Annotated in this window: 18 protein-coding genes; 8 read left to right on the top strand and 10 right to left on the bottom strand. The window is 62.9% G+C overall.

Annotated elements, in window-relative coordinates:
* Positions 1 to 25 precede the first annotated feature (25 nt).
* The 4 genes from H1D44_RS00265 to H1D44_RS00250 all read right to left on the bottom strand — a co-directional run bounded on the left by H1D44_RS00265 (position 26) and on the right by H1D44_RS00250 (position 5,342).
* A complete protein-coding gene (locus H1D44_RS00265; RefSeq protein ID WP_181512845.1) occupies positions 26 to 1,342 on the bottom strand; it encodes a nucleotide sugar dehydrogenase in 1,317 nt (438 codons plus the stop codon).
* A gap of 134 nt (positions 1,343 to 1,476) precedes the next feature.
* Positions 1,477 to 3,699: a polysaccharide biosynthesis tyrosine autokinase gene (locus tag H1D44_RS00260; RefSeq protein ID WP_181512844.1), complete on the bottom strand. Its 2,223-nt coding sequence runs from the start codon at positions 3,697 to 3,699 to the stop codon at positions 1,477 to 1,479.
* 43 nt (positions 3,700 to 3,742) lie between these two features.
* Positions 3,743 to 4,192, bottom strand: a complete 450-nt coding sequence (locus H1D44_RS00255; protein ID WP_181512843.1) for a low molecular weight protein-tyrosine-phosphatase — start codon at positions 4,190 to 4,192, stop codon at positions 3,743 to 3,745.
* Positions 4,193 to 4,202: 10 nt separating this feature from the next.
* Entirely contained in the window at positions 4,203 to 5,342 is a 1,140-nt protein-coding gene (locus H1D44_RS00250) for a polysaccharide export protein (RefSeq protein ID WP_181512842.1), read from the bottom strand.
* A gap of 838 nt (positions 5,343 to 6,180) precedes the next feature.
* Here H1D44_RS00250 and H1D44_RS00245 point away from each other — a divergent pair.
* The 4 genes from H1D44_RS00245 (at position 6,181) to H1D44_RS00230 (ending at position 10,167) form a co-directional block, all read left to right on the top strand.
* Complete coding sequence (locus tag H1D44_RS00245) at positions 6,181 to 6,504, top strand: hypothetical protein (RefSeq protein WP_181512841.1); 324 nt, start codon at positions 6,181 to 6,183, stop codon at positions 6,502 to 6,504.
* 140 nt (positions 6,505 to 6,644) lie between these two features.
* Complete coding sequence (locus tag H1D44_RS00240; protein ID WP_181512840.1) at positions 6,645 to 7,226, top strand: YjbF family lipoprotein; 582 nt, start codon at positions 6,645 to 6,647, stop codon at positions 7,224 to 7,226.
* A 44-nt stretch (positions 7,227 to 7,270) separates the two neighbouring features.
* Positions 7,271 to 8,056 (top strand): capsule biosynthesis GfcC family protein, encoded by a 786-nt coding sequence (locus H1D44_RS00235; RefSeq protein ID WP_181512839.1) that lies wholly within the window; start codon positions 7,271 to 7,273, stop codon positions 8,054 to 8,056.
* Positions 8,053 to 10,167, top strand: a complete 2,115-nt coding sequence (locus tag H1D44_RS00230; protein WP_181512838.1) for a YjbH domain-containing protein — start codon at positions 8,053 to 8,055, stop codon at positions 10,165 to 10,167. Before H1D44_RS00235 ends, H1D44_RS00230 begins: the two co-directional genes overlap by 4 nt.
* A 115-nt stretch (positions 10,168 to 10,282) precedes the next feature.
* Here H1D44_RS00230 and gcvT read toward each other — a convergent pair whose 3' ends face one another.
* Both gcvT and H1D44_RS00220 read right to left on the bottom strand, forming a co-directional pair.
* On the bottom strand, positions 10,283 to 11,398 hold the full coding sequence (gene gcvT, locus H1D44_RS00225; protein ID WP_181512837.1) for a glycine cleavage system aminomethyltransferase GcvT: 1,116 nt from the start codon (positions 11,396 to 11,398) through the stop codon (positions 10,283 to 10,285).
* An 85-nt stretch (positions 11,399 to 11,483) separates the two neighbouring features.
* Positions 11,484 to 12,887 carry an amino acid carrier protein gene (locus tag H1D44_RS00220; RefSeq protein WP_181512836.1) on the bottom strand — a complete coding sequence of 468 codons (1,404 nt, stop codon included), beginning with the start codon at positions 12,885 to 12,887 and terminating at the stop codon, positions 11,484 to 11,486.
* Positions 12,888 to 13,428: 541 nt separating this feature from the next.
* Between H1D44_RS00220 and gcvH the strand changes: the two genes are divergently transcribed.
* Both gcvH and gcvP read left to right on the top strand, forming a co-directional pair.
* Positions 13,429 to 13,821, top strand: a complete 393-nt coding sequence (gene gcvH, locus H1D44_RS00215; RefSeq protein WP_181512835.1) for a glycine cleavage system protein GcvH — start codon at positions 13,429 to 13,431, stop codon at positions 13,819 to 13,821.
* Positions 13,822 to 13,882: 61 nt separating this feature from the next.
* Positions 13,883 to 16,777 (top strand): aminomethyl-transferring glycine dehydrogenase, encoded by a 2,895-nt coding sequence (gene gcvP / locus H1D44_RS00210; RefSeq protein WP_181512834.1) that lies wholly within the window; start codon positions 13,883 to 13,885, stop codon positions 16,775 to 16,777.
* Between the two features lie 77 nt (positions 16,778 to 16,854).
* Here gcvP and H1D44_RS00205 read toward each other — a convergent pair whose 3' ends face one another.
* On the bottom strand, positions 16,855 to 17,769 hold the full coding sequence (locus H1D44_RS00205) for a LysR family transcriptional regulator (protein ID WP_181512833.1): 915 nt from the start codon (positions 17,767 to 17,769) through the stop codon (positions 16,855 to 16,857).
* Positions 17,770 to 17,970: 201 nt separating this feature from the next.
* Here H1D44_RS00205 and ppnN point away from each other — a divergent pair, with 201 nt between their 5' ends.
* Complete coding sequence (gene ppnN, locus H1D44_RS00200) at positions 17,971 to 19,335, top strand: nucleotide 5'-monophosphate nucleosidase PpnN (protein ID WP_220127916.1); 1,365 nt, start codon at positions 17,971 to 17,973, stop codon at positions 19,333 to 19,335.
* Between the two features lie 81 nt (positions 19,336 to 19,416).
* On the opposite strand, the gene H1D44_RS00195 is transcribed toward ppnN, so the two are convergent.
* Complete coding sequence (locus H1D44_RS00195; protein ID WP_181512832.1) at positions 19,417 to 19,785, bottom strand: hypothetical protein; 369 nt, start codon at positions 19,783 to 19,785, stop codon at positions 19,417 to 19,419.
* Between the two features lies 1 nt (position 19,786).
* Positions 19,787 to 20,251 carry a flavodoxin domain-containing protein gene (locus tag H1D44_RS00190; RefSeq protein ID WP_181512831.1) on the bottom strand — a complete coding sequence of 155 codons (465 nt, stop codon included), beginning with the start codon at positions 20,249 to 20,251 and terminating at the stop codon, positions 19,787 to 19,789.
* Between the two features lie 160 nt (positions 20,252 to 20,411).
* Here H1D44_RS00190 and H1D44_RS00185 point away from each other — a divergent pair, with 160 nt between their 5' ends.
* Positions 20,412 to 20,627: a DUF2788 domain-containing protein gene (locus H1D44_RS00185; RefSeq protein WP_181512830.1), complete on the top strand. Its 216-nt coding sequence runs from the start codon at positions 20,412 to 20,414 to the stop codon at positions 20,625 to 20,627.
* Between the two features lie 106 nt (positions 20,628 to 20,733).
* Here H1D44_RS00185 and H1D44_RS00180 read toward each other — a convergent pair whose 3' ends face one another.
* Positions 20,734 to 21,039 carry an integration host factor subunit alpha gene (locus H1D44_RS00180; RefSeq protein WP_181512829.1) on the bottom strand — a complete coding sequence of 102 codons (306 nt, stop codon included), beginning with the start codon at positions 21,037 to 21,039 and terminating at the stop codon, positions 20,734 to 20,736.
* Positions 21,040 to 21,088 lie beyond the last annotated feature (49 nt).

The following is a 21,088-nucleotide window of genomic DNA, read 5'->3' as shown; positions in this document are numbered from 1 at the left end:
TACCTGTGATTGGAACGCCGAGGGGTCAAGCCTTGATCACACGCTCGTCACTCTCACCGCGGTAGATGCCTCGGGTGTCGACGATCAAGCTGGCGTGGGCCCGGATCATGGCGTAGTCGAAACTGTCGTGATCGGTGGCAAGCACCACCGCGTCGTATTCGGCCAGTGTCGAAGGGGAAAGCGGCACACTCTCCAGGTCGAAGTGATGCTCGCGCATCCTGGGAAAGAGCGGCACATGGGGGTCGCTGTAGGCCACCTCGGCGCCGCGGTCGCGAAGCCGCTCCATGATGTGCACCGAAGGCGACTCACGCATGTCGTCGACGTTTTTCTTGTAGGCAATGCCCAGCATCAGGATGCGGCTGCCCTTGAGGGCCCGGCCACGCTGGTTGAGCCCCTCGACGAGCTTGCTGACCACGTAATCGGGCATGCCCTGGTTGATCTCGCCGGAGAGTTCGATGAAGCGCGTGTGCAGGCCGTACTCGCGAGCCTTCCAGGTCAGGTAGAACGGATCGATGGGAATGCAATGTCCGCCCAGGCCCGGCCCGGGATAATAGGGAGTGAAGCCGAACGGCTTGGTGGCAGCCGCATCGACCACCTCGAAGATATCGATCCCCATGCGATCGGCCACCACTTTCATCTCGTTGACCAGGCCGATATTTACCGCACGGTGAATGTTCTCGAGCAGCTTGGTCATCTCGGCTGCCCGCGTCGAACTCAGCGGCACCACCTGGTCGATGGCCGGTCGGTAAAGCGCCACGCCGATATCCCGGCATGCCGGGGTATGCCCGCCCACCACCTTGGGAATGGTGCGGGTCTCGAAGTCGGGATTGCCCGGATCCTCGCGCTCCGGCGAATAGACCAGGAACAGCGACTCGCCGACCTCGAGCCCGCCTTCCTCGACTCGTGGCAGCAGCTCCTCGTCGGTCGTGCCGGGATAGGTGGTACTCTCGAGCGAAATCACCTGGCCTTCACGCAGGTGCGCCTTGAGCGCATCGACCGTGCCGATGACGAAACTGATGTCAGGCTCACGGTATTTGTTGAGCGGGGTCGGCACACACAGGATCAGTGCATCCGCCTCTGCCGCGCGGGAGAAGTCGGCCGTCGCCTCGAAGCCTGCGTCCCTGGCCCGGGCGACTCTCTCCGCGGGAATATGCTCTATGTAGCTACGCCCGGCGTTGAGCCTGCCTACCTTGTCCGCATCGATGTCGATACCCAGCACGCGAAAGCCGATTTCGCTGTAGCGCAGCATCAGTGGCAGTCCCACATAGCCGAGCCCGACGATTCCGATCACGGCTTCCTTGCGTTCGAGCCGGCCAACCAGACGATCTTTGATGGTGGTCATGACAGCTTCCATGTGTTTCGTGTTGGTAGTGATCGACGCTCGGCCCGACCGCAACGTCGTTGCGGCCCCGCACCAAGCGCCATGCAATGGCCTGCCGAGGCAGGCACGAACAGGGAGTTCCTGCCCCTCAGTGCTCAGGTCTCTGTGGTCTTGTAGGCATAGTGGTAATAGCCGTAGCCATGGCTGGTCGCGGCCTTGCGCTCGACCGCATTGAGGATCCCGCCCTTGACCCTGACACCGCCGGTTTCAAGGCGCTGAATGGCGGCATCCACCTCACGCGGCGGATTGAGCCCGAAGCGGGCCACCATCAGCGTGGTACTGCAGTGGTGGCCGATGACCGCGGCATCGGTCACCGCGAGCACCGGCGGAGTATCGATGATCACCAGGTCGTAGCGCCCGCTCAGGTCATCGAGCAACTGGGTGAATCGTGCGCTCATCAGCAGCTCGGCTGGGTTGGGTGGCGCCTTGCCGCGAGCCACATAGCTGAGGCCGTTGATAGGCGACTGGCGAATCACGTCATCGAGCTGGGTCTTGTTGGCCAGCACCTCGGACAGCCCACCCTTGCTGTCGGCGTTGAAGGCGGTATGGATATGTCCCTGGCGCATGTCGGCGTCGACGACCAGTACCCGCTGTCCGCTCTGGGCGACCACCGCCCCCAGGTTGACGCTGACGAAACTCTTGCCGATGTTGGGGCTGGGCCCGGTGATCATCAGCCGATTGTCACTGGCCTCGAGCATGGCGAAGTGCAGCGATGTCCGGAGGCCGCGGAGTGCCTCGACGGCGGTATCGTCAGGGGCGTTCTGGGCCAGCACGCCACAGGCGACCGTCCGGCCGCGGCGCCGGTTGCTTCGCTTGACGCGCCGCACCATCTTCTGCTGATCATCGGAGAGCGGGACGGTCGCATAGACCGGCAGCCCCAGGTCCTCCAGTTGATCAGCGCTTTCCACGCCATGATTGAAGAAGCTGCGGACGATGACGAAGCCCACCGCCAGGAAGCCTCCAACCAGCGTCATCATGACCACGGTCACCGGCTTGCGCGGCTCCACCGGTCCAGGCTGAGCAACGGCATCATCGAGAATGCGAACGTTACCGACGGTACTCGCCTTGGTGATGCTCATCTCCTGGATCTTGTTGAGCAGCTGCACATAGACCTGCTGCCCCACCTCCACGTCGCGTGACATGCGCAGTACCTGTTGCTGGGTCTCCGGCAACCCCTGGATGCGCTCGTTGAGTCTCTCGCGGTCACGCTCGAGGTTGCGCCGCTTGTCGAGGAGGGCGGCATAGAGCGGATGCGACGAGTTGTAGCGACGACTCAGCTCCGCCTGCTCCATTTCCAGCTCGCTGAGGCGGGTATCGATGTCGACCACACGATCCAGTACCGAGCGAGTCTCAATACTGAGATCCACGCTCTCCTGCTCCATGCGAAAGGCGTTCAGCGTATCCTCGGCGGAGGCCAGGTCGGTGCGCACCACGGGCACCTGTTGCTCGAGAAACTCGAGGCTCTGCTCTGCCTCGGCGCTCTGGCGCTCGACGTTCTGGGTCAGGTAGATCCGGGCGATCACGCTGAGGGTGCGTTGGGCGCGACGCGGGTCTTCGTCTACCAGGGTCATGTTGAACACGCCGCTGTCGCGTCCGCGCTGCGAAACGCTGAAACGTGAGCGCAGCTGATTGATGGCAGCCAGGCGGGTGCGGCGCACCACGGTGAATTCGGCACCGGGGCCGGCCTCCAGCTCGGCCACGCGCAGCTCGATGGCACCGTCCAGGAAGCTTTCGTCAGTGCCGACCCGGCCCTCGCCGAGCAACGTATCGCCCTGGTACAGGCGGTAACTGCCCCCCTCACCCGCCACCAAGCGCAGCGCGCGCCCCAGCCACTCGTGATCGACATTCAGCTCGCCAACGTTGAGATACTCCCCGGCCCATACGCTGCGACTCACGAAGGCCGGCCAGTCACGCTGAACGAACTCGGGCCGCTCCATGCCACGCCGGACCAGATAGCCACCCGCGAAGGGCAAGCGGGTCGGTATCACGGCGATATCCAGGCGCTCCTGGTCGACCGCCTGGCCGAGCACCATACGCGAACGCAGGATCTCCAGCTCGGCATCCGTCTTGGGCTCCTCGCCCAGTATCGAGCGCACTTCCGATAGCGGATTGCTCAGTCCTGTCTTGCCTTCCACCTGCACGAGGGCATCGGCACGATAGATCGGCGTTGCCAGTTGCACATGCACCACGGCAGCCACGGCGAAGAGCATCGTGACCATCGCAATGAACCACTTGTTATCCAGAAGCACGCCAACCAGGCGGCCCAGATCGATATCGTCAGAGCCTGGGCGCGTGCCCGGCTTGGTCTCTTTCACCATCGGTAGCATCCCTGTGAACGGGTGGGTCGCTGCGCCAATGCCGTCAGCCACCCAGGCGGGCCTGCCAGAGCCTGGCCGCCTCGGTGAGCGTGCAATGAACGCGCACAAAGACCTCTTCGTCCCTGCGATAGGGGTCGGGGATGTCCACGCCGTGACCGTCATGACTCGGCACCCAGTGCCCGAAGCGCATCACCTTGCCCGTCGCGAAGGGAAAACGCTTGGCAAGGGCCAGGCGCTGCCCCTCGCTCATGACCAGGATCAGATCGGCCTCCCTGACCATGAATTCCTCGAGCTGCCGTGCGCGGTGACCGGAGACATCGAGGCCGTCGGCTTCGGCCAGCCTGGCGGCAGTGGGCTCAACACCATGTCCGACCAGTGCCCCCAACCCCGCCGAGGCTATCTTCAGGCCAGGCAGGGCCTGCCTGAGCAGCGCCTCCCCGACCGGACTGCGACAAATGTTGCCGGCGCACACCACCAGAACCCCATGAATCATGCCCTTCCCCTCACTCGACGATGCGTTCCAGCTCACGACCGGTCCGCGTGGTCTGGTAGAGGCTGCTGACGGTCGGCAGCAGCTGACTCACTACGCGATTCCAGCGCCCCAGCGGGGTCGTCGTGACATACACCACGTCGGTTGGCTCGAGGTTGAACTCAGCGCCAAGCATGAGGGCCGTCGCGTTGCGCGCATCGAGCTGGTAGACCGTGGCCAACTTGTCACTGTCAGCGGGCGCCCGGCGTATGACGAAGATGCCCGAAGCGTTTGCATTGCCCTCGTTGATGCCGCCGGCCTGTGAGAGCGCATCGGTCAGAGTGAGCTGGCCGGAGCCCATCGGCAGGCTCTTGGCATCGCGAACTTCACCCATGACGTAGACTTTTTGATCGCTGTTATCGGGCACGTGCAGTACATCGCCGCCCCGTAGCAGCATGTTCTGCTCCAGGCGTCCCTGATTGAGCATCTCGTGGAGAGACAGGCGGATTTCCTCGCCTTCACGGGTCAACAGGACATCGTGCCAATTGGCGTGGTCGGCCAGGCCACCGGAGAGATTGATGGCATCGAGAACCGTCAACGGCACGTTGCGTATCGGCTGCGGGCCCGGATCGACGACCGCACCGGTCACATTGACCCTCTGCGAGTTGTACTGGGCGACCTGAACCTCGACCTGGGGCATGGCGACATAGGGCTCGAGCCCAGTGGCGATGACGTCGCGCACTTCTCGTACCGTGCGCCCTTCCACAGCAATCCGGCCGATGAATGGATAGAAGATGGTGCCGTCGCTGTGCACGGTGTTTCCCGACTCTGCCGCGCTGCGCTCTCCCCCGGCAGGTATGGTCAGCTCTGGGTGGCCGTAGACGATGACGCTGAGCACGTCCCCCTTGCCGATGAGATAGTCATACCCATCGAGATCCTGCTGCAACGCATCACTGACCTCATCCAGCTCCACGACGCGCCGGGCCTCCTCGCGCTGTGCACGCACCAGACCGAAAGTGATGGGCTCGATATCGACCAGATCGTCAATCGGCGCCGAGTCCGCGCGGTAATCGATATGGCCGCCGGGGGCATAGGCGCACCCTACGAGAGTGGAAAAACCCAATAGCAAGAGTAGAATCCCCTTTTTCTGCCACAGGAAGTCGTAGTTTTTCATCGACGTACACTCACTGGTTATCAAAGCCTGATATCGCCCTGCTTTTAAACCCCTGCCCTTTGCTGTCGCAATTAATCATCACCAACTGTCGTCATTTTTATCCGTTAACGTCGCCACCAAGTGACACAACACGAAACAGTCAAACACAATTTCTCAATTCACTTTTCCACCGTGACGCCCATCTCCGACATGTATGTGGGCTTTTAGAGACACACCCTGGCTCACAATGTCTCTCTAATAAGACACTCCTTCACCCGCAGCCACTAAAACCTAAGAACACTTTAATCACACCTCTCACGAAGCCATCCTTAACGATAAAACCAGGCACGCTACCGCCCCGGAGTTTGGCAAAATCCCCGAAGCCTACCCTAAGACATTGACAAAAATGACAAAAAACCCTCGGTGCAGGCCGATTCAAAATATCAAACACAAGGATGCGGGATGAGGCCGGAAGTCTTTCAATCCATAAAAGACGCCGAACGAGCGAAGGCCAGAATAATCCTTTTTTTTCGCTTGTCACCCCCCAATATTGCATTTAAAACATTTTTTTACCGATGTGCACACTCTGAAAACCAACATTAATTTTTGTTTCTTCCCCAGGACCGATCATTGATGTACTAATCCAAACACCAATCTGAAGCCAAACACTAAAACCCAAATCGCCGTGAGTCTTGATGCTCGCGGGAGGTTAGTTTGCACGCAATTATAAGCCTGTTAAGTTGCCTGCTCCCGGCAGGCAGGCCAGGTAGGTTATCTGTGTTTCATGACAGGATATGGATTCACTATCAGGCCATCACCCCGCCGGAACTGACCGGCGCAATACAGGAGTCATACCGACATGATCGATCCCACCCAACTGCGACGGCACACCGCTGCGCTGGCTGGCGTAGCGCTGCTGGGACTGGCGCCCCTGGCGCTGGCCCAGCAGGCCACCCTGCCACAAGGCACCCAAGGGGCGCCCGGCGATACAGCCAATACGCCGGCGCCAGACGCGGTAGCCAGCGGGGGGCTTGCCACGGGGCGTGGCGCTGCCGGTGAGGCCCCGGGGAATTCCGGCCAGGCTCTGGCTGGTGCGGTGAACCGTGGCGCAGCCGGTATCGGCGTGCTTATCGGTGCCACGGGAACAGGCACCGGCACAGGCACGGGCACCGGTACGCGCTGATGAGCTCGAACAGACGGTACAGCGATACGCATGTGCCGCCACAGGACCGTCGCAAGGCGGTCCTGCTTCAACGGCTTTTGATACTGGCTGGTCTGATCGCAGGGCTCACGGCGTGCTCTCAGGGCGGTCAACTGACCCCAATGGGAGCCACATTGCTGGGCGAGCGCAACGGGCAGGACCTGGCAGCACAGGCAGAGGCCCTGCCCTACGCCACCCTGGCAGTGAGACAGCAGGGCAACCGGGCCTTGATGGTCATGGCGCATCGGGCGGGGGAGCGAGGCCGCGACACCTATTGGCAGGCGGGTGATCGCGCCACGCTGCATATGCGCGACGGGATCCCCATGAGCACGGCTGGCTTCGAGGCCGACCTGCTGGGCCGATGGCACTCGGACAGCCAGGATGACGACCGCTATCGGGTCCATGCCCACTGGCTCGATGGCAGCGGACAGGAGCAACAGGATACTGCCGTAGCGAGGCTCTCCTGCGAGCCGGCACAGCCCGTGGATCTGCCGCTGACACAGCTGAGTCTCGAGCGCTGTACCGAACGGCTCGACTGGGAGCATGGAGCAGCTGGCCGCAACGTGTACTGGCGTGAGCCGGGCAGCTTGAGGATATGGGGGGGTGACATGATGCTCTGGCCTGACGGCCCAAGCCTGCGTTGGCAGGTGGCGCGGCCCTGGTGGAGCAATGCCGAGGACACCGAGGGCGATGCAGAACGGTAGGCAACACCTGTCGTAGCGTCATCGCCGGGACAACGAGAAAGAGAATGACCCAACGTCACTATTCCCCTTCCCGAAGCTGGCACCGTGTCGGCCTGGGAGCCCTGCTGGTGCTGCTGCCCTCCCTCCAGGCACTGGCTGACCCTGACAGGCTTTCCGAGCTGTGGCTGGCACAGGAAGGTCAGCTTGAGGAGCCCGGCTATCGCTACTATCTGCTGGATGGGCAGCAGGAAGCCCAGCAGCGCCAGGGCAGGCGACTCCATGAAGAGCTCGCCACCCTCGTCGAGCGGTACGCGCTGAGCGGACACACCGATCTGGCCCGCGGCCTGGGCCAATGGCAAGACACCATAGCCGAGCTTGATCCGGCGCCGGGACGCACGCCCGTCAGGGCCGATCTCGCCGCCTTGCTGGCCTCGCCACGTCATGACCCAGCGCTGGCCTCACTGGCTGCCGCAGGTCAGTGCACTATCCCCGAATGGGTCGAGCTATGGCATTTCCAGGGCGTAACCCGCCACCCATGGAGACCCGGCCTGACCTTGCGCGACTTGCTCAACGAACAACCGCGCGGCCATTGGTCCCAGGCCGAAGAGGCCTGGTTGATCAGCCCACACGGTGAGCCGCGTCGCATCGGCGTGGCGGCCTGGAACGCCGGCGATGCCCCGCTGGTGCCTGGTAGCCGCGTTGCACTGGCGCTGACCGATGAGGTGCTCGAGGCGGGCTGGATCAATCGTAACTTGCCTGGGTACCTGGCAACCCGCATGCCGGGGGATTCCTGCCAGGCCCTGGCAACATCGAGACCGAGCCAGGCCGCCCCGGCGAGGCCTGGCCCATGAAGCGGCCTACAGTGCAGCCGCTGCGCCTCACATCGCTCGCCCTCGCTATCGGCCTGGCCAGCCCCATGTCGACATCTGCCGACCCAGGCCAGCCCCGCCTGGGCGCCGGCCAAGGCGACTTTGGCGGTGTCGGGCTGATGCAGACACCGACCGCGCGCATGGCACCCCTCGGCGGGTTTGCCTTCTCGTTTTCACGCACTGCACCCTACCGCCGCTACAACGTGTTCTTCCAGCCCACCGCGTGGCTGGAGGCAGGCTTTCGCTATGTCGAAGTGGAGAATCGCCGCTACCTGGCGGCCAGGGGGGATCGCAACAACCTGGACAAGGGAGTCGACATCAAGCTGCGGCTGCGCGAGGAGAGCCGCTTCTGGCCGCAGGTCGCCGTGGGCGCCCGCGATATCGGCGGTACCGGCCTGTTCTCGGGAGAATACCTGGTCGCGAGCAAACGCTGGCACGACTTCGACTTCACCTTGGGGCTCGGCTGGGGCTACCTGGGGAACCAGGAGGATTTCACCAACCCGCTGAGCCGACTCGACGACCGCTTCGATCGCCGCTCGGGGTTCCGCTCGGGAGGAGACGGCGGCACGGTCAGTCCGGGCAGCCTGTTCAGCGGCCGCAGCGCCCTGTTTGGCGGTATCGAGTACCAGACCCCATGGGATCCATTGGTGATTCAACTGGAAGTGGAGGGCAACAACTACCAACGCGAGCCACAGCGCAACCATCAGCCGCAGGATTCTCGCGTAAACCTCGGCGCTCGTCTTCGCCTGACCGACAGCGTCGAACTGAAGGCTGGCTGGCAGCGTGGCAACACTGCCATGCTCGGCATCAGTTTCTCGACCAACCTTGCGACCGTGTCACAGACCAAGCGCGACCCGGCTCCCGCTGAGCTGGCTCCCGCCCCCGGAACCCACATGGATGACTGGGAAGGCCTCAGCCGAGAGCTCGATGCCAACGCCGGGATCGGCGTCTACCGGATTGCACAGCAAGGCAGCAGCCTGATCGTGGAGGGAGAGCCCACCCGCTATCCCTCTCTCGCCGAAAGCGAGTATCGCGCCGGTCGCCTGCTGCACAACCACGTCGGACAGGAGGTGGAGACCATTCGTTTCCGCTGGCACGAGCGCGGCATGCCACTGCGCGAAAGCGTCCATGACCGCGGCGCACTCATTGCCGCGGCTGCCTCCAGCGCCGAGAGCGCGGACTACCGCCATGGCCTTTACGCTCATGCCGGCCATGCTCCTGCCCAAGGCGCCGTGCTTCATGAAAGCTCGTCACGCGGCTACTCCTATAGCCTGGAGCCGCAGCTGGAACAGAACTTCGGCGGACCCGACGGCTACCTTTACCGCCTCTCCGCCAACCTCGACGGCGAGTATCGGCTGAGTCGCAACGATTGGCTGTCGGCCACGCTCACCTACACGGTCGACGACAACCTCGACAAGTATCGCTACAGAGGACCATCCGACCTGCCGCGGGTGCGCACTTATATCGGCGACTACCTGGCCGAGACCGATCTTGGCATCAGCAATCTCCAGTACACCCGCACTGGCCACCTGGGCGGCAACTGGTACGCAATGGGCTATGGCGGACTGCTCGAGACGATGTACGCCGGCCTGGGCGGCGAACTCCTCTACCGGCCTTTCAACGGCGATCTGGCCTTCGGCCTAGACCTCAACTGGGTCAAGCAGCGCGACTTCGACCAGCGCTTCAGCATGCGCGACTACAGCACCTGGACAGGACACCTTACCGGCTACTGGCAAACGGACTTCGAGGACATACTGGCCAAGATCAGCGTAGGCCGCTACCTGGCCGGCGACCTCGGCGTTACCTTCGATGCGTCACGCGAGTTCGAGTCGGGCATTCGGCTGGGGGCATGGGCCACTTTCACCGATGCCGGTGACGACTTCGGTGAAGGAAGCTTCGACAAGGGCGTCTACCTCTCACTGCCTCTCGATGCGTTCTTCGTTCGCTCGACGCGCCAGCGTGCTCAGGTTGCCTGGCGCCCGCTCACCCGAGATGGTGGCGCCCAGTTGGCGCGGCGTCACTCCCTGTACGACGTGACCGAGGAGCGTGTCATGGGCCGCTACTGGGAAGAGCATGCCGAACTGATGCGTTGAGCCAGGGCGTCCCTCGTTGTTCGGCTCAAATGAAGAGGCCACCGCGGTCAGGCGGTGGCCTCGATCAGATAGCGGCACAATCAGCTAACCGCACAGGTAGTTAACGGTATAAGGCCTAGCCGCGATAATAGCCCGGCGCCACGAAGGGCATCTTGCTCACCAGCATGGGCAGGCGCTTGCCGCGCACCTCGGCATGCACGACCGTGTCGACCGCTGCATGCTCGATATCCACATAGCCCATCGCCACCGGCTTGCCCACGCTGGGACCGAAGCCACCTGAAGTCACCGTACCAATACGCTTGCCGTCCTCGCTGTACAGCTCGGCACCCTCGCGCACCGGCGCACGCCCCTCGCCCAGCAGACCGACGCGCTTGCGACGATGATCCTTGGCATCGACCTGATGCAGAATGACATCGGCTCCCGGGAATCCTGCCGCCCGTTCGCCACCGTGGCGCCGGGGCTTGCCGATGGCCCAGATGAGCCCTGCCTCCACCGGTGTGGTTTCGGTATCGATATCGTGACCATACAGGCACAGGCCTGCCTCGAGGCGCAATGAGTCACGCGCCCCCAGGCCGATCGCCTCGACTTCCTCCTCGGCCAGCAGGAGGCGCGCCAGGGCCTCTGCCTGGGCCGCCGGCACCGAGATTTCGAAGCCATCCTCACCGGTATAGCCACTGCGACTGATCCACACCGAGACGCCACCGATCTCGAATGAGCCATGCTGCATGAACACCAGCTCGCAGGCAGCGGGACAGTGGCGGCGCATGACTTCTGCGGCCTTGGGTCCCTGCAGCGCCAGCAACCCACGATCCAGCACTTCAATGCGGTGATCGGCGTCGAGCCCCGTCTCCAGCAGAGCGATGTCCTGATCCTTGCAGGCAGCATTGACCACCAGGTACAGACTCCCATCGCCCGGGTTGGCCACCATCAGATCATCGAGAATGCCGCCTTCCTGCGCCGTGAACAGCGCATAGCGCTGCATGCCCTCGGGCAAGCCGACGATATCGGCACATACCAGCGTTTCCAGCGCCTCGGCCGGGCGCGGACCGTGCAGCAGAATCTGCCCCATATGGGAAACATCGAACAGGCCACAAGCGGACCGGGTGTGCTCATGCTCCTTCTTCACGCCGAGGGGGTACTGTACCGGCATGTCATAGCCGGCAAAGGGAACCATCTTTCCCCCCAGGTCGAGATGCAGGGCATGCAGCGGCGTGCGCTTCAGTTCGCTCATGGATTACCTCATGGCATTGAGAAGATGAACAAGGTGAAGCAGAGGTGACGAGGCGTCAGGCGTCGCCTCGTCACCGCATGCGTCTTCACCCCTTGTTGTGATCGAGATCCTCACCCGGCAGCACTTCCTTGCCGTCGAAGTAGTCGCGCGTGAGCTTGAACACCACCGGCGACAGCAGGGCCAGTGCGATCAGGTTGGGGATCGCCATCAACGCATTGAAGGTATCGGCCATCAGCCAGATGAAGCCGAGCTGGGCCATCGCACCCAGCGGGATCGCCAATACGAACAGCACCCGGTAGAGCATGATGGAACGGGTACCGAAGAGGAACTGGAAGCACTTTTCGCCGTAGAACGACCAGCCCAGGATCGTGGTGAAGGCGAACACCGCGAGCGCCAGCGAGACGATCTGGTTACCCCAGCCCGGCAGCGCTGCGTCGAAGGAGAGCGCCGTCAACGAGGCCCCCGCTTCCCCTTCGATCCACACCGTGGAGGTCAGGATCACCAGCGCCGTGATGGTACAGACGATGATGGTGTCGATGAAGGTGCCGAGCATGGCGATCATGCCCTGGCGAACCGGGTTGCGGGTCTTGGCCGCCGCGTGAGCGATCGGCGCACTACCCAGGCCCGCCTCGTTGGAGAAAATCCCGCGCGCCACCCCGAAGCGAATGGCGGCCATGACGGCAGCACCGGCAAATCCGCCCACCGCGGCATGCGGATTGAAGGCGTAGTAGAAGATCATGCTGAAGGCGTCGCCAAGCTGGCCAGCATTGACAACGAGCACGATCAGGCCGGCCACGATATAGGCAATGCCCATGATCGGCACCAGCTTGCCGGCTACCTTGGCGATGCGTTTGATCCCGCCGAGGATGACTGCCGCGGCCAGCACCATGATGACAAGACCGGTCACCCCATGGGGAATACCGAAGGTGGAGTCTAGCGCGTCGGCAACGGAGTTGGATTGTACGGTGTTACCGATGCCGAAGGCTGCCACCGCACCGAAGAAGGCAAAGGCAGCACCCAACCATAGCCACTTCTTGCCCAGGCCGTTCTTGATGTAGAACATCGGGCCACCGACGTGATAGCCGGTACTGTCGGTTTCACGATAGCGTACCGCCAGCACCGCCTCGGCAAACTTCGTCGCCATGCCGACCAGCGCGGTGATCCACATCCAGAACACCGCACCCGGCCCCCCCAGGGCAATGGCCGTTGCCACGCCGGCGATGTTGCCGGTACCGATAGTGGCCGAAAGCGCCGTCATCAAGGCATTGAAGGGGGAGATTTCACCCTCTTCCGCCTTCTTTGCCTCCCCGGGAGCCGGCTTGGCCTCACGTCCCTGCCACATCAGCTTGAAGCCGGTACCCAGCTTGCGGATGGGCATCAGTTTCAACCCGAGCTGCAGGTAAAGTCCCACCCCCAGCAGCAGGATGAGCATCAACGGCCCCCAGACCACGGCGTTGATGGCGCTGAAAATCGCAGTCAATGTTTCCACGAACGTTTCCCTCTGTTGTATGGAATGTTGTTCAGGTTCTGACAGGCCCGCTGCAACAAGCCCCGCATCGTTCGATCCCTCCCGCGCCAGGGCCCAACCGGGATGCTCCTCAAGAAGAAGAATCATCATGCAATGGGCCGGCAAACACGAAGGATTGACACGACAAGCCGGCGTACCATAGCGGAAAACGCCAAGATGAAACCAGTCGGTCGAAACGTTATCTGCGGCAAACTATCAACGCTTGGCCACAGCCTCACCCACGTTTCCTATCGGAAACACAAGCCATATCGTGCAGCGCCCCTACGCCAAGCGACCGGCTCGTGTCCCCGGGCCAGCCGAGGCACCTGAGAAACAAGATTAGTGATTCCCATCATCACTGTCGAATTCACTTCAGTGACTGGACGTGCGAGATACGACACGCCACGCTGTCCATGCAGTCGACGCATCGCAACAGGTCATTGATGGCCTTGGACTCGCCAAACGGCGACGATAGCGTTAGCATTCCCTGACTCGGAAAACCTTTTTCTTATAGGAAAACATCATGAGCTCGATTCCTGCCAACCTGCGCTACAACGACAGCCACGAATGGGTGCTGGACAACGGCGACGGCACCGTGACCATCGGCATCACCGACCATGCCCAGGAGGCACTCGGCGACGTGGTGTTCGTCGAGCTGCCAGAGGTGGGTCGCACCCTGGACAAGGGCGAGGAGTTTGGCGTGATCGAATCGGTCAAGGCCGCTTCCGACCTCTATGCGCCGCTGGCCGGAGAGATCGTCGAAGTCAACGAAGCGCTCGAGGACGCGCCCGAAACCGTCAATGAATCGCCCTACGAGAATGGCTGGATCATGAAGGTTCGCGTTAAGGATGTGGCTGCCGTTGAAGCCCTGCTGACTGCCGAGGCCTACCAGGCCATCGTCGACAGCGAGTCCTGATCCACAGACACGGCCCTCCGGCCGCCGGCCGGGGTCAACCACACAACGTACAGGGTTATCCATGGTTTACGACAACCGCCGCCTGGCCGAACTGGCCGATCATGACGCCTTCATCCGTCGCCACAACGGCCCCGGTGCCGAAGATGTTGCCGCCATGCTGGCGGCGCTGGACATGGACAGCCTCGATACGCTGGTCGAACGCACGGTGCCGGCCGACATCCGCCTAGGTCGTGAACTCGACCTCGACCCGCCACGCACGGAAGCCGAAGCGCTGGATTATCTCAAGCGCCTGGCGCGACAGAACAAGGTGTTCAAGAGCTACATCGGCCAGGGCTACTACAACACCCACCTGCCGGCAGTCATTCAGCGCAATGTGCTGGAGAATCCGGGCTGGTATACCGCCTATACCCCCTACCAGCCGGAGATCGCCCAGGGTCGCCTGGAGGGGCTGCTCAACTTCCAGCAGATGGTGATGGACCTCACCGGCATGGAACTGGCCAACGCCTCGCTGCTCGACGAGGCTACCGCTGCCGCCGAGGCCATGGCACTGTGTCAGCGTGCCAACAAGAAGTCGAAGAGCAACGCCTTCTTCGTCGCCGACGACGTGCTGCCGCAGACGCTGGATGTGGTGCGTACTCGAGCCCACTACTTCGGCTTCGAGCTGATCGTCGGCCCGGCCGAGAGCCTCGCCGAGCACGATGTCTTCGGTGCCCTGCTGCAGTACCCGGGCGACAGCGGCCGAGTCCATGACCTCGCTCCCCTGCTCGCCGCCGCCCGCGAGCGCAACGTGATGACCTGCGTGGCCGCGGACATCATGAGCCTGGTGCTGCTCAAGGAGCCTGGCTCACTGGGTGCCGATATCGTGGTCGGCAATACCCAGCGCTTCGGCGTGCCGATGGGCTACGGCGGCCCCCACGCGGCCTACTTCGCCACCACCGACAAGCTCAAGCGCTCCATTCCGGGACGCATCATCGGCGTCTCCCGGGACAGTCGCGGCAACACCGCCCTGCGCATGGCGATGCAGACCCGCGAACAGCACATTCGCCGCGAAAAGGCCACCTCCAACATTTGCACGGCTCAGGCCCTGCTGGCCAACATCGCCGGCTTCTATGCCGTCTATCATGGCGCCGAAGGGCTGCGCACCATCGCCACGCGCATCCATCGCCTGACCACCATTCTGGCCGAAGGGCTGAAGGGGAAAGGTGTCCGCCTGGTGCATGACAGCTGGTTCGACACCCTGCGCCTGACCGGAGTCGATGCCGGCAAGATCCACGGCCGGGCGCTGACCCACGAGATCAACCTGCGCTATTACGAAGGCGGCGACATCGGCGTCAGCCTGGACGAGACCACCACTGCTCACGATCTCGACACGCTGTTCGACGTGCTGCTCGACGAGGAGCACGGCCTTTCGGTGACGGCACTGGACGAGCGCATTGCCGCCGAGGGCATCAGCGGCATTCCCGAAGGCAATCGTCGGGAGTCCGATTTCCTGACGCACCCCAACTTCAAGCGTTACCGCAGCGAAACCGAGATGCTGCGCTACCTCAAGCGCCTGGAGAACAAGGACCTGTCGCTCACTCACGCGATGATCCCGCTGGGTTCATGCACCATGAAGCTAAACGCCACCAGCGAGATGATTCCTGTCACCTGGCCGGAATTCGGCCAGTTGCATCCCTTCGTGCCCCAGAACCAGGCGGTCGGCTACAAGCAGATGATCGACGAGCTGGCAGCCTTCCTGGTCGAGATCACCGGCTACGAGCATATCTCGATGCAGCCCAACTCCGGCGCCCAGGGCGAATACGCCGGCCTGGTTGCCATCCGCCGCTATCAGGACGCCCAGGGTGAAGGCCATCGCGACGTCTGCCTGATCCCCAGCTCCGCCCACGGCACCAACCCCGCCTCCGCCGCCATGGCGCAGATGAAGGTGGTGGTCGTGGAATGCGACGAGCTCGGCAACATCGACCTCGACGACCTGCGATCCAAGGCCGAGCAACACAGTGAAACGCTGTCGTCGATCATGCTTACCTACCCCTCGACCCACGGCGTATTCGAGGAAGGCATTCGCGAGGCGTGCGCCATCGTCCACCGCCATGGCGGTCAGGTCTATATCGACGGCGCCAACATGAACGCCCAGGTCGGCCTCTCCCGCCCGGGCGACTTCGGCGGCGATGTCAGCCACCTCAACCTGCACAAGACCTTCTGCATTCCCCACGGTGGCGGTGGCCCCGGCATGGGCCCGATCGGCGTCAAGGCGCACCTGGCGCCCTATGTTTCCAACCACGTGGTGACGCCGATTCCCGGGGTAAAGGAGGAGTGCGGCGCCGTTTCCGCGGCGGCGTACGGCAGCGCCTCGATCCTGCCGATCTCCTGGGCCTACATCAAGATGATGGGTGCACGCGGCCTGCGTCAGGCCACCGAGCTCGCCATCCTCAATGCCAACTACATCGCCAGGCGCCTCGAGGCGCATTACCCGGTGCTCTACCGCGGCGTCAACGGCACCGTGGCGCATGAGTGCATCATCGACATCCGCCCGCTCAAGTCAGCCTCGGGGATCAGCGAGGAAGACATCGCCAAGCGCTTGATGGACTATGGCTTCCACGCCCCGACCATGTCCTTTCCGGTGCCCGGCACACTGATGGTGGAACCCACCGAATCGGAGTCGCGCTACGAGATCGACCGCTTCTGCGACGCCATGATCGCCATCCGCAAGGAGATCGCTCGCGTCGAGCGCGGCGAATGGCCGGCCGACGACAACCCGCTGGTGAATGCGCCACACACCATGGTCGACCTGATGGATCCGTCCTGGGAGCGCGCCTACTCTCGCGAAGTCGGCGCCTTCCCCTCGGAGGCGGTCAAGGCGGCGAAATACTGGCCGGCGGTCAACCGCGTCGACAACGTCTTCGGCGACAGGCAGCTGATCTGCTCCTGCCCCAGCATCGACGAATATCGCGACTGATCCATTTCGCACCATGTAACGCAAACGGCCCGCGTTAGCGGGCCGTTTGCGTTGGGGACACCCTCACTTCCGCTGCATTACAGTGGCGACGCAAGCTCTCCGTACCCGAAGCGTTCGCGCATGCGCTGCTCACGAAAGCCTTCCAGCAGCCGCTCATAGCGACGCGGTATCGTCGTACCCGCCCGGCTGACCAGGTGCAGAGTCTCGTGCTCGGCAACGGGCAGGTCGACTTCCTTGACCTGCCGCTGCCAGGGCGATGTTTCCAGCACCAGGCGCGATACCACGGTGAAGCCGAGTCCACGCGCCACCGCATCCAGCACCATGCCCACCTCGTTGGTGAACCCCTGGCGCCGAAACTGGGTCATCGAGCGAAACTCGTCGGGAAAATTGCTGCGCAGCAGCGCCCCGGCAAGGTTGACACCGTCGGAATAGTTGATGAAGCCGATCCCCATCAGCTCGGTCAGCGTGGTTCCGGCAAAGTCGGCGGGCACCACCAGGCACAGCGGCTCCTGGTGCCACAGGCTGCAGTTCAGCTCCGGATGGCGAATCGGCTCGGTGACGATACCGAGATCGTGACGCCCGGCAAGCACGTCCGAGACGATCTCGTGACTGAAAGCGAAGCTGTAGCTGACCGTCAGGCCGGGTGACATCTGCTGCTGGCCGAGGATGTACGGGTAGAACATCAGGCCCACGCTGCCTGGCGAGGCAATACGGCACTCCCCGGTGTCCAGTGCATCGTCATCGAGGGAGTGTCGGAACTGCTCATGCTCGGCAAACAGCCGCAAGCCGTAGTCATAGGCACGCCGGCCGGCCTCGGTCAGTGCAAATCGCCTACCCTGTCGTTCGAGCAGCGACTTGTCGAGATACTGCTCGAGCTTGCGCACATGCTGACTCACCCCGGGCTGCGTCATTTCGAGGTGGCGCGCAGTCCGCGTGAAGCTCCCTGTTTCCACCAGGGTGATGAAGGTACGAAAGTACTGAGCGTTGAACATGGCGATCGCTTGCAGGAGGGACCGGGAGCGGAGCCTTCATCCTATCATCACCAGCCCGCCCACGCAGCGCTGCGCCGTGCCGGGTGGCGTGATAGCATCGACTTATCCATCGAAGACAGTCGATGACACCCCTCTCGCCACCCAGAGCCAGACTCTGTCCCAGATGGCCAGGGTGTCAGTCGACACCACAAGGAACGTTACATGCCAGACACCATCTCCGCCATCGTCTCTCCGCTGCGAAGCCTGGAAGTGCTCTCGCAGCACGAGGTCAACCGCCTGCGCGATACCTCCAAGGCAGGCTTGCACGATCTGCTGAGGCGCTGCTCGCTGGCAGTACTCAGCTCCGGCAGCATGACCGATGACAGCCTGGTGCTGATGGAGACGTATCACGACTTCGACATCGAAGTGATCCAGCAGGACCGGGGAATTCGCCTGAAGGTGACCAATGCGCCGGCCGAAGCCTTTGTCGATGGCAAGATGATTCGCGGTATTCGCGAACACCTCTCCTCGGTGCTGCGCGACATCGTCTACGTCTACAACGAGATCCAGCGCCACTCGCGCTTCGATCTGACCACCGGTGAAGGCACCTCCAACGCGGTCTTCCATATCCTGCGCAAGGCCGGCACGCTCAAACCTGGACGCGATCCCGGCCTGGTGGTGTGCTGGGGCGGCCATTCGATCACCCGCGAGGAGTACGAGTACACCAAGGACGTCGGCTATCACCTGGGCCTGCGCGAGCTGGATATCTGCACCGGCTGCGGCCCCGGCGCCATGAAGGGCCCGATGAAGGGCGCCAACCTGGCCCACGCCAAGCAGCGTGTTGCCGACGGTCGCTACCTGGGCATCTCCGAGCCCGGCATCATTGCCGCGGAAGCGCCCAATCCGCTGGTCAACGAACTGGTGGTGATGCCCGATATCGAGAAGCGTCTGGAAGCCTTCGTGCGTGTCGGCCACGGCATCGTGGTGTTTCCCGGCGGCGTCGGCACGGCCGAGGAAATCCTCTACCTGCTGGGCATACTGCTGCACCCGGACAACCACGACATGGCCATGCCGGTCATCTTCACCGGCCCTGAAAATTCCTCCGAGTACTTCGAGCGTATCGATGAGTTCCTGGTCTACACCCTGGGGGAATCGGTTCGCAGCAAGTATCGCATCATCGTCGACGACCCGATCGAGGTCGCCCGCACCATGCGCAAGGGGATCGACGCGGTCACCGAGTTTCGCCGCACGCATCAGGACGCCTTTCACTACAACTGGCGCTTGACCATCGCCCGGGACTTCCAGGACACCTTCGAGCCGACCCACGAGGCAATGGCCAGCCTCGCCCTGCACCGCAACCAGCCGGTTCACGAACTCGCCGCCAACCTGCGCCGGGCGTTTTCGGGTATCGTATCGGGCAACGTCAAGGAGCAGGGCCTGCGAGCCATCGAAGCGCACGGTCCGTTCCAGCTGCATGCCGAACCGGAGCTGATGCACCGTCTCGATGACCTGCTGAGCTCCTTCGTGGATCAGGGACGCATGAAGCTGCCGGGGCAGGAGTACGTGCCCTGCTACCGACTCGCCTGAGGGAAACGGCCCGAAAAACCAAAGCGGCGCTCCCTAAAGCGCCGCTTTCCATGCCGCCTCATCTCTTGCGGCGCCGGATGACTATCCAGCGGCAGGCCGCCACCAGAGCGACAGCGCGTGCATCAGCAAGCCCAGGGTCGCACCATGGGCAATCAGCAGCTGCCAGCTGATCCAAGCGGTGAACAACGCATGCCAACCGCCCATCAGTACCAGCCCGGCCAGCAGCGAAATCCCCAGACGCTTGCCCAGCCCAGGGAGCCGAGCTCTCTCGCTGGCATTCAGCATCCGCCAGTTAAGTACCGCCACGACCGCCATGACTGCGATGGCGAGCATGATCAGGTTGAAGCGATTGTCGTGTCCCCCGGCGAGGTAGCGGGGCACGGTAGCCAACATCAGGACCAGCAGGCCCGCAATCAGGCTAAGCCGCTCGGCTGTCGGTGTCGCAGTCATCTCAAGCCACCTTCAGCTGTTGTGTCTCGATCCACTCCTCGACCCAAGGCAACGCGGCATCATCGGCCATGAAGGTCTCCATGGCATCGACTTCCAGTCGCTCCCCCAGGCGAGTGGCCCCCAGCCCCTCGAGCATCTCGTCGAGCCGCCGTCCCGCTCCACAGAAGGTCTCGCCGTAGGAACTGTCGCCCAGGGCGATGAGGCCGTAACGCAGGCCGACCAATGACGGGCTCCGTTCATCGAGCGCTCGCGCAAAGGGTACGAAGTTGCCAGGGAAGTCGCCGCTCCCGGTAGTGGAAACACAGAACAGTGCCAGGTCGGGGCGCTCTGCCGTCAAGTCCTCGAGCGTGGGCTGTTCAAGGATGGCCGCCTCATAGCCGGCCGCCTCGAAAAGTGGCGTGACTTGCTCGGCGACATCGAGTGCGCCGCCGTACATGGTACCTACGTAGATTTTCAGCTTTGGCATGTCGGGGATAAACCTGGATATTTCGGTGGAATCCTATCATGTGCGGGCCTGCCGCCGCAGCCTGGCGACGAGTGCCCCTGATGATGCCGCGACCCATTGTCGCAGGCCGCTCGAACCAATACCCGAGTATAATACTCGGGCTTTAGTTCAAGGAGGCGACATGCTGGACACGCAGACGTTCGAAGCCTGGATCACGCCACTGCTGATCGGCGGGCTGATACTCTTCATGGGCTTCATCATCTGGGATCTGGCCAAGAAATCCCAGGCAGGACGCTTTGGCACTCTCATGCTCTTCGTGGTACTGGGCGCAGGCATGATGGGATACATCTTCAAGGTCGTCATTACCTGGCTGATGGAGAGCGGGCCAGGCATCTAGTGCAGGCATTGCATCCTGCCAGCGGGATGCAGGCAGCATTCGGGCCTCTCCAAGCCAGGATGCATGCCGGATAGCCACCCCATGTGGCTATCCGGCCTGACTGGCTTCAGGTAGGCGGCGGGCCTTCGTAGCGCTCAACCTGGCTCTTGAGCTTCTGGCCGGGCCGGAACGTCACGACACGTCGGGCGGAGATGGGAATTTCCTCCCCCGTTTTCGGGTTGCGCCCGGGACGCTCGCGCTTGTCACGCAAGTCGAAGTTGCCAAAACCCGAGAGCTTGACCTGCTCATTCTCACGCAGGCAAGCCCGTATCTCCTCGAAGAAGGCCTCCACCATGGCCTTGGCTTCCCGCTTGGTCAGCCCCAGCTCGGCGTTAAGGTGTTCGGCCAGCTCCGCCTTGGTCAACGCTCCCATGTCTACTCCTCAGAGTGGCGGTCCAGCCCGCCGCCGTTATCGCACCCAG

The sequence above is a fragment of the Billgrantia kenyensis genome, from assembly GCF_013697085.1.
GTDB classification, from domain to species: Bacteria; Pseudomonadota; Gammaproteobacteria; order Pseudomonadales; family Halomonadaceae; genus Halomonas; species Halomonas kenyensis.
The sequence above is the reverse complement of the archived record's forward strand: the minus strand, read 5'-3'. Positions and strand labels throughout refer to the sequence as shown.

Bases quoted from the DNA above. Each gene is read 5' to 3' on its own strand.
- H1D44_RS00230 (WP_181512838.1), top strand. From the start codon at position 8,053: ATGAAGCGGCCTACAGTGCAGCCGCTGCGCCTCACATCGCTCGCCCTC.
- H1D44_RS00245 (WP_181512841.1), top strand. From the start codon at position 6,181: ATGATCGATCCCACCCAACTGCGACGGCACACCGCTGCGCTGGCTGGC.
- H1D44_RS00185 (WP_181512830.1), top strand. From the start codon at position 20,412: ATGCTGGACACGCAGACGTTCGAAGCCTGGATCACGCCACTGCTGATC.
- gcvP (WP_181512834.1), top strand. From the start codon at position 13,883: ATGGTTTACGACAACCGCCGCCTGGCCGAACTGGCCGATCATGACGCC.
- H1D44_RS00240 (WP_181512840.1), top strand. From the start codon at position 6,645: ATGGGAGCCACATTGCTGGGCGAGCGCAACGGGCAGGACCTGGCAGCA.
- H1D44_RS00180 (WP_181512829.1), bottom strand. From the start codon at position 21,039: ATGGGAGCGTTGACCAAGGCGGAGCTGGCCGAACACCTTAACGCCGAG.
- H1D44_RS00195 (WP_181512832.1), bottom strand. From the start codon at position 19,785: ATGACTGCGACACCGACAGCCGAGCGGCTTAGCCTGATTGCGGGCCTG.
- H1D44_RS00190 (WP_181512831.1), bottom strand. From the start codon at position 20,251: ATGCCAAAGCTGAAAATCTACGTAGGTACCATGTACGGCGGCGCACTC.
- H1D44_RS00260 (WP_181512844.1), bottom strand. From the start codon at position 3,699: ATGGTGAAAGAGACCAAGCCGGGCACGCGCCCAGGCTCTGACGATATC.
- H1D44_RS00255 (WP_181512843.1), bottom strand. From the start codon at position 4,192: ATGATTCATGGGGTTCTGGTGGTGTGCGCCGGCAACATTTGTCGCAGT.
- H1D44_RS00205 (WP_181512833.1), bottom strand. From the start codon at position 17,769: ATGTTCAACGCTCAGTACTTTCGTACCTTCATCACCCTGGTGGAAACA.
- H1D44_RS00235 (WP_181512839.1), top strand. From the start codon at position 7,271: ATGACCCAACGTCACTATTCCCCTTCCCGAAGCTGGCACCGTGTCGGC.
- H1D44_RS00265 (WP_181512845.1), bottom strand. From the start codon at position 1,342: ATGACCACCATCAAAGATCGTCTGGTTGGCCGGCTCGAACGCAAGGAA.
- ppnN (WP_220127916.1), top strand. From the start codon at position 17,971: ATGCCAGACACCATCTCCGCCATCGTCTCTCCGCTGCGAAGCCTGGAA.
- H1D44_RS00250 (WP_181512842.1), bottom strand. From the start codon at position 5,342: ATGAAAAACTACGACTTCCTGTGGCAGAAAAAGGGGATTCTACTCTTG.
- gcvH (WP_181512835.1), top strand. From the start codon at position 13,429: ATGAGCTCGATTCCTGCCAACCTGCGCTACAACGACAGCCACGAATGG.
- gcvT (WP_181512837.1), bottom strand. From the start codon at position 11,398: ATGAGCGAACTGAAGCGCACGCCGCTGCATGCCCTGCATCTCGACCTG.